At 43.9% G+C, this 17,009-nt stretch carries 11 protein-coding genes and 1 pseudogene; 8 read left to right on the top strand and 4 right to left on the bottom strand.

The window, feature by feature from the left end; all coding sequences use genetic code 11:
* Nucleotides 1-278 precede the first annotated feature (278 nt).
* Nucleotides 279-1,928, bottom strand: coding sequence for a citramalate synthase (gene cimA, locus V7K62_RS02315; protein WP_334861252.1), 1,650 nt, complete (start codon nucleotides 1,926-1,928; stop codon nucleotides 279-281).
* A 75-nt stretch (nucleotides 1,929-2,003) separates the two neighbouring features.
* Between cimA and V7K62_RS02310 the strand changes: the two are divergent.
* The 6 genes and pseudogenes from V7K62_RS02310 to V7K62_RS02285 all read left to right on the top strand — a co-directional run bounded on the left by V7K62_RS02310 (nucleotide 2,004) and on the right by V7K62_RS02285 (nucleotide 8,729).
* Nucleotides 2,004-2,343 (top strand): annotated as a pseudogene (locus V7K62_RS02310) (2Fe-2S iron-sulfur cluster-binding protein).
* A gap of 17 nt (nucleotides 2,344-2,360) precedes the next feature.
* A complete protein-coding gene (locus V7K62_RS02305; protein WP_334861250.1) occupies nucleotides 2,361-2,765 on the top strand; it encodes a hypothetical protein in 405 nt (134 codons plus the stop codon).
* Between the two features lie 113 nt (nucleotides 2,766-2,878).
* Entirely contained in the window at nucleotides 2,879-4,867 is a 1,989-nt protein-coding gene (thiO, locus tag V7K62_RS02300) for a glycine oxidase ThiO (RefSeq protein WP_334861248.1), read from the top strand.
* A 153-nt stretch (nucleotides 4,868-5,020) separates the two neighbouring features.
* Nucleotides 5,021-5,200: a photosystem II assembly protein Psb34 gene (psb34, locus tag V7K62_RS02295; RefSeq protein WP_334861246.1), complete on the top strand. Its 180-nt coding sequence runs from the start codon at nucleotides 5,021-5,023 to the stop codon at nucleotides 5,198-5,200.
* A gap of 266 nt (nucleotides 5,201-5,466) precedes the next feature.
* Entirely contained in the window at nucleotides 5,467-7,683 is a 2,217-nt protein-coding gene (locus V7K62_RS02290; RefSeq protein WP_334861244.1) for a tetratricopeptide repeat protein, read from the top strand.
* 329 nt (nucleotides 7,684-8,012) lie between these two features.
* On the top strand, nucleotides 8,013-8,729 hold the full coding sequence (locus V7K62_RS02285) for a choice-of-anchor K domain-containing protein (RefSeq protein WP_334861242.1): 717 nt from the start codon (nucleotides 8,013-8,015) through the stop codon (nucleotides 8,727-8,729).
* A 147-nt stretch (nucleotides 8,730-8,876) separates the two neighbouring features.
* On the opposite strand, the gene V7K62_RS02280 is transcribed toward V7K62_RS02285, so the two are convergent.
* From V7K62_RS02280 to V7K62_RS02270, 3 genes are all read right to left on the bottom strand, one after another.
* Nucleotides 8,877-10,001, bottom strand: coding sequence for a site-2 protease family protein (locus V7K62_RS02280; RefSeq protein WP_334861476.1), 1,125 nt, complete (start codon nucleotides 9,999-10,001; stop codon nucleotides 8,877-8,879).
* Between the two features lie 270 nt (nucleotides 10,002-10,271).
* Nucleotides 10,272-11,972: a putative bifunctional diguanylate cyclase/phosphodiesterase gene (locus V7K62_RS02275; protein WP_334861240.1), complete on the bottom strand. Its 1,701-nt coding sequence runs from the start codon at nucleotides 11,970-11,972 to the stop codon at nucleotides 10,272-10,274.
* A gap of 441 nt (nucleotides 11,973-12,413) precedes the next feature.
* Nucleotides 12,414-13,103 carry a 5'-methylthioadenosine/S-adenosylhomocysteine nucleosidase family protein gene (locus V7K62_RS02270; RefSeq protein ID WP_334861238.1) on the bottom strand — a complete coding sequence of 230 codons (690 nt, stop codon included), beginning with the start codon at nucleotides 13,101-13,103 and terminating at the stop codon, nucleotides 12,414-12,416.
* 178 nt (nucleotides 13,104-13,281) lie between these two features.
* Between V7K62_RS02270 and V7K62_RS02265 the strand changes: the two genes are divergently transcribed.
* Nucleotides 13,282-15,942: an efflux RND transporter permease subunit gene (locus V7K62_RS02265; RefSeq protein ID WP_334861236.1), complete on the top strand. Its 2,661-nt coding sequence runs from the start codon at nucleotides 13,282-13,284 to the stop codon at nucleotides 15,940-15,942.
* Nucleotides 15,942-16,925: a hopanoid-associated sugar epimerase gene (gene hpnA / locus V7K62_RS02260; RefSeq protein WP_334861234.1), complete on the top strand. Its 984-nt coding sequence runs from the start codon at nucleotides 15,942-15,944 to the stop codon at nucleotides 16,923-16,925. Before V7K62_RS02265 ends, hpnA begins: the two co-directional genes overlap by 1 nt.
* The last annotated feature ends 84 nt before the right edge of the window (nucleotides 16,926-17,009 follow it).

Raw genomic sequence — 17,009 nt, 5'->3', positions numbered from 1 at the left:
CAGTCTCAGACTGGGAATGCTCGTCCTTGAGGCTCCGCCTCTCTTACTGGCGGCAGAGCCGCCAGGAGCAGCATTTCTAGCCTCTGGCTAGAAACGAGGTTTTAAAGGAGTTTCAGCTTAAGTTGACACCAATGCAACATGTTGTCCCCCTACGATTATCTGTACCTCAGGCCTGTTGCAATCTGCTGTAAGTACAAAAGTGTTAATAGAAGGGGAGGCGATCGCCTCCCCTTCTGATCGAAAAACGCAAACTTTCCTCACCCTACATATCCCTTTTGTCAACTAGAAGCTTTCACCACCGCTTCTGCTTGGGAATGTAATAACAAACCGTATTCCAAGCCCTCTACCACTGCTTGATAGGAAGCCGCCAAAATATTGGTGGAAACCCCTACCGTCGTCCAGCGTTGACGACCATTACCTGATTCTACCAACACACGGGTTTTCGCCGCAGTGCCCGTATGTCCGTTGAGAATCCGCACTTTGTAATCTGTCAAATCAAAAGTTGCAATTTGGGGATAAAAGTTCACCAAAGCCTTGCGTAAAGCTGCATCCAAAGCTGCCACGGGGCCGTTACCTTCTGCCGCCTCCAAAATATTTTTCCCGTCCACAGCGACTTTGACTGTAGCTAAGGCATTGCTAGTTTCTTTCCCCTCAATCAAATCACAGTGGACTTGAAAACCTTTGACTTCAAAAAACTTCTGGCGACCTCCCAAAGCTTCGTGCATCAACAGCACAAAACTGGCTTCTGCGGCTTCAAATTGAAATCCTTCGCTCTCCAAATCTTTGAGGCGCTGGAGAATTTCTCTAGCTTCTGCCTTTTGCTGATCCAATTCAATGCCAAAACTGCGGGCTTTGGCTAAAACATTGCTGAGTCCAGATTGTTCAGAAATCACGATGCGGCGACGATTCCCGACTTGTTCCGGTTGAATGTGTTCGTAAGTCAGGGGATTACGTTCCACAGCTGATACATGAATACCGCCCTTGTGGGCAAAAGCCGAACGTCCTACAAAGGGAGCGTGTTCATCTGGCGCAAGGTTGACCACCTCACTCACAAAACGACTAGCTTCTGTAAGTTGTGTGAGCTGGTCTTCTGTGATACAACTGTAACCCGCCTTCAGTTGTAAATTGGGAATTAACGAACAAAGGTTAGCATTACCGCAACGTTCACCATAACCATTAATTGTGCCCTGTACCATCTTTGCCCCTGCCATAACGGCGGCTATGGCGTTAGCAACCGCCATTTCCGAATCGTTATGAGTGTGAATTCCAATTTGGGGGATTAGTGATTGGGTAGATTCTTTCCCAGCTTCCCATTCCCCAGTCACCCTTACCACATCTTGAACAATTTGGCTAATTTCGTGGGGTAAAGTGCCACCATTGGTATCACAGAGAACTAGCCATTCCGCACCAGATGCGATCGCCGCCTCTAATGTCTGTAAAGCATAATCTCGATTGTGCTTATAGCCATCAAACCAATGTTCGGCATCGTAGATAATGCGACGTCCTTGAGAACGGAGGTACTCAATGGTGTCGCGAATCATCGCCAAATTTTCTTCTAATGTCGTCTTGAGTCCTGTTGTCACGTGTAAATCCCAAGACTTGCCAAAAATCGTTACCCAGCGAGTTCCCGCAGCCAAAATATCCTGTAGCATCGGTTCGGTTGCGGCAGTGGAGTTGGGGCGTCGAGTTGAGCAAAAAGCAACAATTTCAGCCTGTTTGAGCGGATTTTCTTGGAGTTGCCAGAAAAATTGTACATCCTTGGGATTGGCACCAGGCCAACCGCCTTCAATGAAGGGAATTCCCAGTTGATCGAGTCTACGGGCAATGCGTAACTTATCTTCTATCGATACAGATAGCCCCTCGCGCTGAGTGCCATCCCGTAGTGTAGTGTCATAGAGCCAAAGTTGAGGTGAAGAATTTGTGGTCATAAAACTGGGACCGACGAGACAACTTTCGAGGCAATGTGTCAATATACAACAAAAAGCCAGTTTGGCAATTTAAAAATGCCTAAAGTACAAGCTGAAGGTAAAACAATTGATTGCGAGCAGGGAAGCAATCTCCGCAAGATTTTGCTGCACAATAGTATTGACCTCTACAATGACGGTGCTAAGGTAATAAACTGTCGGGGCATTGGCAGTTGCGGTACCTGTACGGTTAAGGTAGAGGGCAAAGTATCAGCAGCGAACTGGCGCGATCGAGCAAGGCGTTCGCTTCCTCCCCATTCTCTTACAACAGACTTGCGTAAGGAACAGTCAAACTCAGGTTTTAGGCGATCTGAAAGTGACAAAGTTTGATGGATTTTGGGGACAAGGTTCTCGAATAGTGTGGACACCAAAAGGTTAAAAAGGAGTTAAGACAAGATGGGTAGATGGACACCCTTAATTTTAATGGCTGGAGGTTTAGCCATTCTGCTTGGTACATTACTAGGCATCAACTTTCCTATGGGCGTACAAAGTGCTAACGCTCCCAGTGACAAGAAATCAGAAGTCTTGCCAGCTAATATCAATGTTAATAGCAGTGCTGGCAGCAAGAATGAAGAAACTCCAACTGAAGGAAATGAAACAACTCAAACAAACGCAAACAGGCGCACTATTGTAGCCCCAAGACCTGACAACAGGAGTAACGTTGCTCAGAATTCTGCCGATGACTCAACATCACCCTCTGACAGTACAACAGACGGCAGTACAGATTCTTCAGAAACAAACACAAGCACACCATCCAGCGATCCAAATCAAGGCAATGAACCAATTCGCGCCTTGTGGTAACGAGCAGATCCGTCTTTAGTTACGAGTTATAAGTTATAAGTTATAAGTTATGAGTTATTAGTTATGTACTAATGATAAATGGCTAATGATAGATGACTAATCACTAATGACTAATGACTAGTGAGACTGTAATTATTGGTGGCGGCGTTATTGGTTTGGCGATCGCCATTGAACTAAAACTGCGCGGGACAAACGTCACCGTGCTTTGTCGTGACTTCCAGGCTGCCGCTAGCCACGCCGCCGCCGGGATGTTGGCACCAGATGCGGAAAACATCCCGGCGGGGGCAATGCGTTCTCTGTGTTGGCGATCGCGTGCCTTATATCCCGACTGGACGCGCAAATTAGAAGAACTGACCGGCTTAAATACTGGCTACCGATCCTGCGGTATCCTCGCACCCGTGTTTGAAGAAAGCAGGGGAGCAGGGGAGCAGGGGAGCAGGGGAGCAGGGGAAGTAAATTCCTCCTCATCCCCCTCATCCCCGGCTTACTGGTTAAACAAAGAGGCAATTCATCAATATCAGCCAGGATTGGGAGCAGAGGTAGTTGGTGGCTGGTGGTATCCTGAAGACGCACAAGTTGATAATAAGGCTCTAGCTCAAGTATTGTGGACGGCGGCTGAGTCTGTTGGTGTTGAACTCAAAGATGGGATTACAGTAGAAGGATTTTTACAGCAGCAAGGACAAGTAGTTGGCGTGCAAACCAATGCTGGAATAATTCGCGCCGCGCACTATGTTCTAGCTTCAGGTGCTTGGTCAAATGAATTGTTACCGCTACCCGTGCGTCCCAGAAAAGGGCAAATGCTGAGTGTGCGGATACCAGAATTTGCGCCGGAATTGCCTTTGAAGCGGGTTTTGTTTGGGCAAGATATTTACATCGTACCAAGGCGCGATCGCCTCGTTATTGGGGCAACAAGCGAAGACGTTGGCTTTATCCCCAACAACACCCCAGAAGGGATTCAAACATTACTACAGGCTGCCATCCGCCTGTATCCTCAACTAAAGCATTATCCCATCCAGGAATTTTGGTGGGGATTTCGCCCAGCTACCCCTGATGAGTTGCCCATCCTTGGCACTAGCCACTGTCAAAATTTAACCCTTGCTACTGGTCATTACCGCAACGGAATTCTACTTGCGCCCGTAACCGCCGCATTGATTGCCGATTTAATCTTGTCACAAAAGTCTGACCCCCTACTTGCTAATTTTCACTATTCGCGCTTCCAGTCCAAGCTATCTACCTCCACCCCAATGCTGACTCACTCTGCCAATTTCTCTAACGGGCATCGCCCTGCTATATCCCCACTCCTCACTCAAGACTCCCCACTAATTATTGCTGGCAAAACCTTCCAATCCCGCTTGATGACTGGAACCGGTAAGTATCGCAGCATTGAGGAAATGCAGCAAAGCGTCGCCGCCAGTGATTGCCAGATTGTCACTGTGGCAGTACGACGGGTACAAACCAAGGCTCCGGGACATGAAGGTTTAGCTGAAGCCTTAGATTGGACGAAAATTTGGATGTTGCCCAATACCGCAGGTTGCCAAACTGCTGAAGAGGCGATTCGGGTGGCGCGTTTGGGGCGAGAAATGGCGAAATTGTTGGGGCAGGAAGATAATAACTTTATAAAGTTAGAAGTAATACCCGACCTTAAGTATTTACTCCCAGACCCGATTGGGACGCTGCAAGCAGCAGAACAACTAGTAAAAGAAGGTTTTGCAGTATTGCCTTATATTAATGCTGACCCCATGTTAGCCAAGCGTTTAGAAGAAGTAGGCTGTGCTACAGTAATGCCTTTGGCATCGCCGATTGGTTCTGGACAAGGACTGAAAACAACCGCCAACATCCAAATCATCATCGAAAATGCAGGTGTACCAGTGGTGGTAGATGCTGGTATTGGTTCACCCTCAGAAGCCGCGCAGGCAATGGAATTGGGAGCAGATGCCTTATTAATTAATAGTGCGATCGCACTTTCTCCAAACCCAGCAGCAATGGCTCAGGCGATGAATTTAGCAACAGTCGCCGGTCGTCTAGCATACCTTGCTGGCAGGATGCCTATTAAAGATTACGCCAGTCCTAGTTCACCTCTAACTGGGACGATTACTAGTTAGGGAATAGGGCATGGGGCATGGGGCATGGAGAATAGACAGACAAGGGGAATAACCAATGCCCAATGCCCAATGTAACGATTTATCTAGCAGTTTGAGAGCGGATTTAGCATTTATGTAACATTAAATGAACGATAAAGATAAAGGAATTAATTCATGCCCTATACCAATGAAGAAGGCGGTCTTCTGAACAATTTTGCCCGGGAACCAAAGATTTATCAAGCAGAACCTCCCACGGAAGGGCAAAAGCGAACTTATCTCTTACTAGGAATCGCCGCTACAGCTTTGGTTGTCGGCTTGATCTTAGTCGCCTTCTTTGTTTCTAAGAGCAGTTGATCATAAAAGATTTTAAGAAAATTTCATCTTCTTTATAGTTTTTCAGGTTCCGATTTTAAGAGGGGCCTGCTTTTTTATTTTTTGTTAAAATTGAACTAGGAATGAAAGTATATAATTATACTTTATTATTCCTATTAGAATTGAAGGCTCAATATATCCTGAGCAGCAAAACATCTACTTGTTAAAAATAATTTTTATTATGAGTTTAGACCACTTGGATGCACCCAGAAAGGTGATATGTACTGTGTTTTGGCTCTTTAGCCGCTATGAGCGTGAATGATACTGCACACAACAATAATTCTACTTGGAATCGGCAAGTATACCACCGTCTGAAACTTGCCCTAAGTCTTGGCTTACGACGACAAATTCTTTTAGCGATATGTGATGATTTATACTTAAGAAATCAGGTAGCAGCCCGTTTGCATTCTACATTGGCTTATCCTGTGGGACAGGTGCTATATCAGTCATCAAATACTCAGGAAAATAGCAGCACTCCAGCTTATCCGCGATTAGTCACGTTGCGTTTAAATTTAAACGATCCTAATCCCATAATCCAGATTAATCAATGGTTGACTAATTATCCACCGCCAATTATTGGGGCATCAAAAGATACCCCTGGAAGACCTTTTCCACTACCAGCATTTCAGATTGTCGGCGTGGAGCATCTCACTAAGCAACCAGTGGCGATACAGCGTTTATTTTTGCACTATCTCCGCTTAAGCGAACAATATTTTTCTACACAAGAATCTAGCCTATTCCTAGAATCTAACTTGCTGTTGTGGATACCGCGTCCTTGGTTATCTGCTATCAAGCAATCAGCACCACAGTTTTGGCGTTGTCGTACTGGCGTATTTGCGTTTGCTGGAGAACCCACGCCAGCAACTCAGAATTTGGGCTATCCAGAACGTTTTTCACGTTCTAGAAGCTTGGATTTAGGGAATATTGAGCAGTCGATTCTAGATGAAGCAGTTAACCAAGCAGAACTCAGAACCGCAGCCTCCGAGTTAAAGTTTGAGAATAATTCCGATTTTCCAGAAGATATACAACGCAATGACGTAGATAAAACCCAGGAAGTTGCGCCGTCAATAGCGGATTTATTGAAGGCTGCACCACAACAGGATGAATCTACGAATAGGTCTGGTAGTAGGAGTAATAATCAATCGCTGTCGTCTTTATCTCATGTTAGCAGCGAGTTAACGGAGCTAGTAATAGCAACAATCAACACAAGTGATGTCCAAAATACTGAGGATTACTTACAACCGCAGCAGATTTTATTGGAGATTGAAGAATTACACCAAAAGCAAGTTCCAGGGGAGATACTGGCAGAAGCTTATCATCGGTTAGGCACTTTATACCGCCTTCGCATTGAAGAAGGAGAGTCAACTCTAGAAAACCTGATGGTGGCAATTATTGCCTATCAGGAGGCAATTAGCTATGACGAAAGCTCACCGCAACTCCCAGATATCTTGAATGACTTGGGTACACTCTACTGGATGCTGTACCGCACACCACCCAATTCTGAAGAGGGACAAACTTATATAGAGCAGGCAATAGAATTTTATCAGTTGGCGTTAAAGATGATTTCGCCCCAGACACATTTGGAAACTTATGCTCGTGTACAAAATAATTTGGGGACAGCCTATGGTGATTTAGCTCGTTTTTCTCACCCATCTGAAAATTGGCAGCAAGCAATTCTCGCTTACAGTGAAGCACTCAGCTACCGTACAGCCGATATGGACTCATTAAAATATGCCGCTTGTCAGAATAATTTGGGTACTGCTTACTGGCATTTAGGGCAATACAACCAACCGATTGTGCATTTAAAGAAAGCGATCGCAGCTTACAATGAAGCACTTGTACACTACAACCCTGAAGAAGAACCGCTCAAGTATGGCATGATTCAAAACAATATCGGTACTGCGTGTTGGAATCTGGCACAATACGAACAACCTGCCCAAAATCTCCAGCTAGCTATAAATGTTTATAGCGAAGCTCTCAAGTATCGCACTCCAGCTAATGTTCCCAGTGCTTGCGCCGCTACACAAAATAATCTGGGTACTGCCTACTGGCATCTCGCAAACCTATCTCAGACTACTAAAGAGGCACGGCAAAAGTATCTGCAACTATGTATCAGTGCTTACCAAGAAGCTATAGCTTTGGCTCACTCACTTAGCGGTACTTCTTTAAGTTTTGATTTGCTTGCCTCTTATAATAATCTGGGACTGGCCCATTATCAGCTAGTAATAGATAAGTCTTTTAATGGCGACAAAGGGACACGTTCTCAACACTTAGAAATAGCATTAGATAACCATTTGCAGGCCTTGAACGGATTGAGTAAACAACCAGAGGCTTATCAAACAACCTTCGCTTATCTGGTGAAAACTATTCGTGCTTTTCATAATGAATTAGGGATACAGGGACAAAATCTGGCTTTATCTAAAGTTCCTAGCCAGTTGTTGCCAGAGATTTTGTCAAAATTATGAATCACATTTGTGCCCATAGTGCGGGAAATGCCAAAAAACTAACTTGATATCAGATTGACAATTTGTCTAGAAATCGAGTAAGGTAGCGATGTCTACGACGGGCTACGCCTACGCAACTACTGTTTTACTAATGACAAAGTAGTGAAATATTTTAATAATCCATAAAATTAGCTTCAAAAATATAAATTTTTTATTAATTTATTTGGAAATATGTATAAATTTTTTATAAAAAATACAATAACATATTGGCGTATTTTCCGTAAATTTACTAAGGTAGACTGAAGACCTACTTAAAAGAACGTCGATAATGATAATTAAAACCTAGAATTATGAAACTAAGTTTTGTTTTCGCTGCTGCTATATCTAGTTTTTTTGTGAGTTCGACCACAGGATTTGGTTTCTCTGGTCAAGCAGATGCTCTAACTTTTTCTGGTATCTCTAGTGCTACATGGGGAGAACCTACTCCAGGAAGCGCCAATACTACTCCCATATATACAGGTGTGGGAAGCAACACATTTACTTGGGGTCAACCTAATTTGCCGGCAGGACTTCCAAATAAACTAACTTTTAATCAAACTTCATTTTCAGCAGATATTAACTCTGTATTCAAAATAGCTGATTTAACTTACTTTAATGGAACGGTACTCCCCGATACAAGCGTTGAATTTGTACCTTTAAATCTCAATGTATCCTTCAGCCCTCCGGTGGGAATCAGCCAAGTTTTTGACTTCAGCTTGCATCTAATAAATACACTTAACGATGCAAGAGATCCTGAAAAGAGTGCAGATTTTGTATTTATAGACACAAATTTGAGTAATCGCAGTTTCACCTTTGGAAGTAATAAATACACCCTTGAACTAACCGGCTTTAATCCAGACGTTCGCCAGATAAGTATTAAGGCTCTTGAAGGAGCTATAACTACAACAGCTATTTATGCCAAAATCAAAACTATACCTGAACCTACGTCAGTAGCAGGTCTATCCTTGCTAGGTATATACCTGATATCTCGTAAAAATTCTGGGAAAAAAAATACTAAGAGCCTTTAAATATGCTTTATTCACAACCCTTGTAGAGATGTAGCAGTGCTACGTCTCTACATTCTTTTGGACTCCTATCTCTAATTTATTTGTTGGAAATCCTTAATTTGGGCGATAAATCGTGTCTCTACAAGGGTTTGCCGTTTTTGGAGACAACTATGCAGGATTAGGTTGGGTTCGGCTTTGAAGTAGCTGGATAATTGCAGCTTTTTCTAAGATTCCAACTAGGACGCCATTCTCACGAATCACGGGAAGCACAGACAGCTTTTGTTGTTCGAGTAACTGCATGACTTCCAGCAGAGGTTGATCTGATTGGACTGTGGTAGATTCGGTAATTGGTCGCATGATTTCTTTGACTTGAGTATTTGACCACATTACTGTGGGGATGGTTCGCAAATTCTCAACTGCGATGGCACCTACTAATTGTCCATCATCATCAGTCACTAAAAACCGATGCCAGTTTTGCCCACTTATGACTCGCTCATCAGCAAATTCTCTTAAGCTAAGATTAGCAGATACAATCGGGCTATCATGAGTTACAGCATCCTGGGCTGTCAAACCTGTGAGTTTTTCTTGTACTCTGGCAAATTGAGCCGCATTCCCAGCATTTTGCAATAAGAAGAAGCCAACTAATAAGTTCCAGAAGTTACCGAAGTCGCCAAATAATAGTAGGGGAAGTACACCTGAAACAATTGCTACCCAACCAAAGATTTGTCCAACTCGACTAGCAAAGGTGACACCTTTATAAGGATTACCTGTAATTTTCCAAACGATGGCTTTCAGTATATTTCCGCCATCTAAGGGCAAGCCAGGAATCAGGTTAAACAGGGCTAATGCCAAGTTAACAGAAGCTAGAACACCAAGAATTGCAGCTAACGGCCCTGATGCAGCAGTAGTAACACCAATAGCTGTAACGATACCGCATAGTAGTAAGCTTACTATTGGCCCGGCGATCGCAACCCAGAAAGCTTCACCTGGGGTTTTCGACTCTTTTTCTAAGCTAGCCAAACCGCCAAATATAAACAGTGTGATCGATTTGACATCAATTCCCTGACCAATCGCAACAAAACTGTGGCCTAATTCATGGGCGACGACAGAGGCAAATAACATCAGCGCAGTCATCAGTCCTAGTAACAAAGCTAATCCCGCAGACAATTGGGGAAATTGCGCCGCCAGTCCACTGCTATAGCTCCAAGTTACCAAGCCCAGAACTAAAAACCATGACGGATGGATATAGAAGGGAATTCCGAAGAGATTACCAACGCGAATTGTGCCATTCATGTCGTTCACCTTTGATTTCAGCTTCGAGAGGTTTGCTTTCATCCTTCTCGATGTCTTTAGTGTAACGAAAGGTTAAGAGATTTTAATCTTGATCGCAGTAGTGGTGTCCGCCTCTAAAGGTGTGGTTATTGGTATTATTTGAGGGCATCTCAAGTAATTCTCACTACCTTTCAATAATCCCGAATTTCTCTCCTCATTTCCCCCTGATAACCATTTATAAAAATTAAAGTGAAACGCTATCAGGGGGGATTTTCTGGCTTAGGCATCCACTTATGCTGCAATTTTCTCCATCTGCTGAGAACTTTTCTGTAACATCGGGGCAATTATATCAGCGGGGACAGGACAACTGAAGTAGTAACCTTGACCTTCATCACATCCCTGCATTTTCAGGTAGTCAAGCTGTTCTTGGGTTTCCACACCCTCTGCCGTGATACTCAACCGGAGGCTCTTTGCAAGGGCAATAATGGCATTAGTGACGGCGGCGCTATCAGGATTCGATGTGACATCCTGCACAAATGACTGATCAATCTTCAGTATATTTACAGGAAAGCGCTTCAAGTAATTCAGGGAGGAATAACCGGTGCCGAAGTCGTCTAGAGCCAACCATATACCCACTTCTCGTAATTTTTTTAAGATTTTAACCGATCGCTCCATATCAGCCATCAAGAAGCTTTCCGTTACTTCCAGTTCCAGATCAGATGCTTTGAGTCCAGTCTCCTCAAGAATTTGGTTGATCACCTCAACCAGATATGGTTGTTCAAACTGTCGAGCTGACAGATTCACAGATATCCGAATTGGGGTAAATCCAGCAAGCTGCCAAGCGCGGTTTTGGGCGCAAGCAGTTCGCAAGACCCATTCGCCAATTGGTATGATTGCACCATTGGCCTCTGCAATGGGAATAAACTTTACTGGAGAAATCATACCTAAAGTAGGATGCTGCCAGCGAAGCAACGCTTCCATAGCTATAACTTGTCCGCTGTATAAATCAATCAGAGGTTGATAATAAACCAGCAGTTCGTTGCGGTCAAGCGCCCCATGTAATTCATTTTCTAATGTCAGTCGTTCCTGTAACTGAGCATTAATTTCCGGTGAATAGAATTGATATTGACTACGCCCTCGCTGTTTCGCTTGGTAAAGCGCTATATGAGCCTGTTGCAAGAGTTGATCTACGCTATTACTATCATTTAGATCATTAATTGTGATGCCAATGCTGGCGGTGATATGAACCAATTTACCCTCTAGACAAAAGGGTTTGCTCAGAGTATTTAATAACAACTGAGATAGCTTAATCATACTTTCAAAAGAAACAATCTCTATGCGTACAAGAGCAAATTCATCTCCGCTCAAATGGGCAAGAATATCTGTTTGCGATATGCAGCTTGATAACCTCTGAGCAACTGCTCTTAACAACAAATTTGTAGTCTGATGCTCAAATCCATGACTCATACCAGTGAAATCATCAATAGCCAGTAAAAAAACAGCTACAAGGCGCTGGTTGTTTTCAGGTTGAGATAGATTCTGATAAAGGCGATCGCGGAATAAATCACGATTGGGCAATCCAGTTAGATCGTCATAATTACTGATGTAGTGAATTAACTCATCTAATTTGTGAAGAGTTTGTGAGGTATCTGCCATCAATGTACCGACTTCATCAGTAAATTCTGTGGGCAATTCAGGCAAGGTTTTGGTGTTTAGATAATTTTGCAATGCCGCAGATGTCAAAATAACCGGTTTGAGGAGGTGGTGTATTGCGTAGAGGGTGACGCCTGTACCCGCTAAAGTAGCCAACAGAGCAATAAGCATAACTCGGATCGTCATCTCTAAGGAATAGGAGTTTGAGATAACGAAACTCAAGAGTAAGCTTAGAAGTGGTATGTGAGTACCCAAAAATGCCACCAACATGATTTTAGCGGTGTAACTTTTTTTGAGTAATGGAAAACTAGCTAGGAACGAGTATAGACTGAGCTTCATAAATTCTGTTCGATAGTTGGTAAATTAGTTCCGAGCTATTCTGGCAAAAGGGTATTTCTGATTTACAATTCGGTGGAATTAGCTCTTATGGAACCCAACCCTGATAAGGTTATATATTATGCTTCCCAATCTAGGTTTCTACTTGATATGTAGAACGATAAAGTTTCTGTAAAACTTATCGATAAGCAATTTCATAATTAATACCTAGATTATGTTGATTGTTATTAGTTTGTCTTCAAGTGATCTAAAAAAAGTAGAGGAATCTGATTTGATTGGTGAAAAATAATATTTATAACTAACCGCAGAGACGCAGAGTACGCAGAGAGAAGAAAGAGAGATTTTTATGAATGATTTAGGATGCTATATGTTGTCAGGGCACAGCAATGCTGTACCCCCACTGCGTGGTCTATTTACCTGAAAAAAAGGAAAAGACGCAACAGATTATTTTTGGCTACAGCCTGAAAAAAGCAGATTTGTAACTTGCTCTAATACTTTTAATGCTGTTAATGAACCTCGAATCAACCGAGTAGCAGCAAGGGGTTGTCGAAGCATTGCCATCGCTAAAGGAAAAGGGTTTAGGGAGCCATCAGAGTTAATTGCTAATGTGAGATCAGGGATATTATGCTGACAATCGTCGCTAACTACTCGCAGTATTGCCACGGATACCCTGGTAGCATTGAAAAATTCTAGGGCGGTAAATCCTTCCATATCAACAACATCAGCCGCCAAAGTCTCACCTAAACGGCGTTTTTCGGTAGCAGACCAAATCACGCGATCGCTTGTCAGTGACTTGACTAAAGATACTTTTTCTGATATTGAAGAGTGCAATTGTGTTGTCAAAGTGCGATCGCATTCTTGCTGCTTCCCCTGATAAACACAATCTTGATACAGGACAATATCACCGACTGTGTAGCGATCGCTCAAGCTACCACATAAACCCATAATCAGCACTCTGGATTTTGGGGCGAGAAATTGTCCTTGTTGGAGATATTTGAGTAAAGGCTTCATCCCAACAGGTATACTTATTACCGTTGGGATGGAGCCAGTAACGCCGCGAAAGGCGCGACACACAGCTTTATATTCTGCTCCTTGAGGCACCAGAATTGTGTTGATCGGCAAAAAATTAGACACTAACTCTCTCAACAGAACCAAGTTTCATCTTTGAAGTTTCCTTTTGCATTAAAGATTGAGTCATATCTGAGTGACAATAAGTAATATTGCTGTTTAGTAGTAACCAAAACTCCCAAACCGAAGGTGATTGCTGTAGCATGACTTCATAATTGTGTCACCCACACGATAATTTTCCAAGATGGTAAAGCTTCATAACTCGAAATCCGCACGAGAACTCTTCAATATTTCCAAATTGGCGATTCAATTTTCGTGGCTGACGGTGAGTTTTTGGATTGCCGTAACGGTAGCTGGTGTTCTGGCTTTCAGTTCTCTCAAGTATGCTTTGTTTCCAGATATTACCTTTCCAGTGGTGGTTGTGAATGCTACAGCGCCCCTGACAACTGCCCTGGATACAGAAGCGAAGCTCACCCAACCCTTGGAAGAACGCCTCCGTTCCCTAGAAGGGCTGGAGAATATCCGCTCATCCACCTATCCTAGTCAAACAGCTGTTGCCCTTTCTTTTGCTGTTGGGACGAATCTAGAAACATCGACCAAAAAGGTTGAAACTGCCCTCAAGCAGTTGATTCTACCTCAAGGAGCAACTTCTAAAATTATTCCCCTGAATCTAAACGAGTCAGCCGCCATTAGCTATGCCATAGAGAGTCCCACCCGGAATCTCAAAGATTTGACGAAATTGGCGCAAAATGACATTGTGAGTGCGATCGCTAAATTACCAGGAGTCCTGAAAGTCTCGCTACTAGGCGGTGCTACTGCAACTCGTTTGCTAAATCCAGCAAATGCGAGTGCAGCATCTCTCCCCCAAGGTGGGGCGACATTAGTCCGGTTTAACGGTCAAGATGCACTCGCATTTCAGGTAATCAAACGTGGTAGCGCTAACACCTTGGAAGTAGTGAATCAGGTTGAGAAAGAAGTTCAAAGGCTACGCTCTACCCTCAAGGATGTTAACCTAACTTTAGCTGCTACCCAAGCAGAATATATCCGCCAAGCCACCCAGTCAACAATCGATGCTTTGCTGGAAGCAGTCTTGTTATCAATAGTGGTAATTTTTCCTTTTTTATGGAATTGGCGGGCAACTCTGATCTCTGCCTTGGCTATTCCTACGTCCTTGTTGGCGACGTTTATCGTCATGGCGATTTTCGGTTTCAACCTGGAAACAATCACCCTGCTGGCTTTAGCTTTGGTGATTGGTAGTATTGTTGATGATGCGATCGTGGATGTGGAAAACATCATGCGACACGTTGAAGATGGTGAAACTCCTCGCCAAGCGGCGCTTTTAGCTACAAATGAGATTGGGTTGACAGTCACCGCCGCCACTTTGACAGCAGTAGCAGTTTTTCTACCCATAGGTTTAATGGGTGGTGTCATCGGTCAGTTCTTTAAGCCTTTCGGCATCACTGTTTCAGCGGCAATGCTCGCTTCTATGCTAGTTGCTCGAACTTTATCTCCAGTTCTGGCTATCTACTGGCTAAAACCTAAATCCTCACTTTCCCCACGTCAGGAAGCAAAAATCTGGGTAGCGTTTACCCAATATTACAGAAATTTGCTGAGTTGGTCTTTAAATCACCGCAAGATAGTTATCGGGTTAGCTGTCCTCAGTTTTATTGCAGGTATAGTGCTGATTCCACTAATTCCCAAAGGGTTTATTCCTAAACTCGATCGCGGCGAATTTAATATTGCTTATACGGCTCCTTTGCCAAGTATCCCTGATTTGGGCAAAGCAAGACAACGAGGACAAGGAAGCGATATTCCCAATCCTTTAAATGATTCTCTTGATGTTGCGAAGAAACTAGAAGAGGTTGTGATCAAATCACCGGCAGTTGAAACGGTATTTACCACTGTTGGTTCTCGTGAGGGTGAGCCGAATAAAGGGATATTATATGTAAAGTTAAAGGAAAACCGCACAATCACAACTGCCGAACTACAGGATCAGTTGCGCTCCTCCTTACCTGTTCTTTCTGGGGTAACTACTAGTGTTGAAGATATTCAATTTGTTGATTCCGGCGGTCAAAAACCCCTGCAAATAGCATTACAAGGCGATAATCTCCAAGCTTTGAGCAAAGCAGTCAAAGCAATTAAAGAAAGGATTCAGAGGCTACCGGGATTTGCTGATGTCACAGTTACAGGTGAAACAAATCCACAGGGCACGGTTTTTCAGATCGAGCGTCTGAATAATCAGCGCGTGGCCTACATCAGTGCTAATCTTGGCAAGGATCTGTCTTTGGGTGATGCCACTGACAAAGTAGTAGCTGAAGCAAACGCGGTGTTACCATCTAATGTTTCCTTAAATTTAGGGGGAGACTCTGCACGTCAAAGTGAAGTGTTTAGCAGTTTCGGAACTACTCTAGCTTTATCTGCCCTGTGTATTGTCATAGTACTAATTTTGCTGTTCAAAAGCTGGGTAGATCCTCTGGTAATTGGTGTCTCTTTACCTTTGGCACTAGTGGGGGCAATGTTGGCGCTACTGATTACCAAGAGCGACTTTGGGATGATCTCACTGATCGGTTTCGTCTTTTTGTTGGGGCTGGCAAATAAGAATGCCATTTTGCTGGTAGATTACATCAACCAATTACGCAACGCTGGCTTAGAACGCACCGAGGCGATTCTCAAGACTGGACTAGTGCGCCTCCGACCAATTATGATGACCACCGCCTCGACGATTTTAGGGATGCTACCGATCGCTTTAGGTTTCGGTGCTGGTTCCGAATTGCGATCGCCTATGGCTGTAGCGATCGCTGGTGGACTCGTAACTTCAACTATCCTCAGTTTGATTGTCGTGCCGGTCGTTTACACCATTTTGGATGATTGGTTTCCCCGGTTTAATAAAAGGGGGACAGTTTGATGCAGGTTTTTGTTACCGGGGGTACGGGTTTTATTGGTGCCCATTTGATCCGGTTGTTGCTGCAACAGGGTTACACAGTCAAAGCGCTGGTACGCCATAGCAGCAATTTGGAAAATCTACGCGGTTTGGATGTGGAAATTGTCAAAGGCGATTTGAATTCACCAAATCTCTGGGAACAGATGGCAGGTTGTCAATACCTATTTCATGTCGCAGCCCATTATTCCCTGTGGCAAACAGACCGGGAGTTACTCCACCGTCACAATGTCCTGGGTACGCGCAATGTGTTGGCAGCAGCTCGCAAAGCTAACATTGAACGCACCGTCTACACGAGTTCAGTGGCAGCAATTGGGGTAGGATCATCAGGAGAAGTTGTAGATGAAACACATCAGAGTCCCTTAGAAAAGTTGGTGGGTGATTACAAAAAGTCTAAATTTCTGGCTGAACAAGAAGCCATACAAGCCATTGCTACAGGTCAGGAAGTAGTTATAGTCAATCCCAGCAGCCCGATTGGGTCGTTGGATATCAAACCTACCCCGACGGGTGATATAATACTTCGGTTTTTACGACGGCAAATGCCTTTTTACTTGGATACTGGTCTGAATTTTATCGATGTACGGGATGTGGCATGGGGGCATTTACTGGCTTTGCAGCGGGGTAAATCTGGCGATCGCTATATCTTAGGTAATCAAAACCTCAGTCTCAAGCAACTACTCGAACAACTCGCGGATATCACAGGTCTAATAGCACCTCAACGAACCGTACCCGCTTGGTTGCCCCTGAGTGTTGCCTGGGTTGATGAAAAGATTCTCGCACCACTGGGAAAATTGCCTTCAGTCCCATTGGATGGCGTTCGGATGGCGAAACAACCTATGTATTACAACCCCGCCAAGGCTGTACGAGAGTTGGGTCTACCCCAATCTTCGCTGAACGCCGCACTCAAAGATGCTGTGGATTGGTTTGTTGCTCAGGGATATGTCAAATGAAAAATATAGCGATTTACGTGTGGATGCAATAGACAGTAGGGACGCAAGGTCTTGCGCCCCTAGGAAGGTTTTATGTTTTCCAGT

The organism is Nostoc sp. (genome assembly GCF_036917935.1).
In the GTDB taxonomy this organism is placed as follows: Bacteria; Cyanobacteriota; Cyanobacteriia; order Cyanobacteriales; family Nostocaceae; genus Nostoc.
The sequence above is the reverse complement of the archived record's forward strand: the minus strand, read 5'-3'. Positions and strand labels throughout refer to the sequence as shown.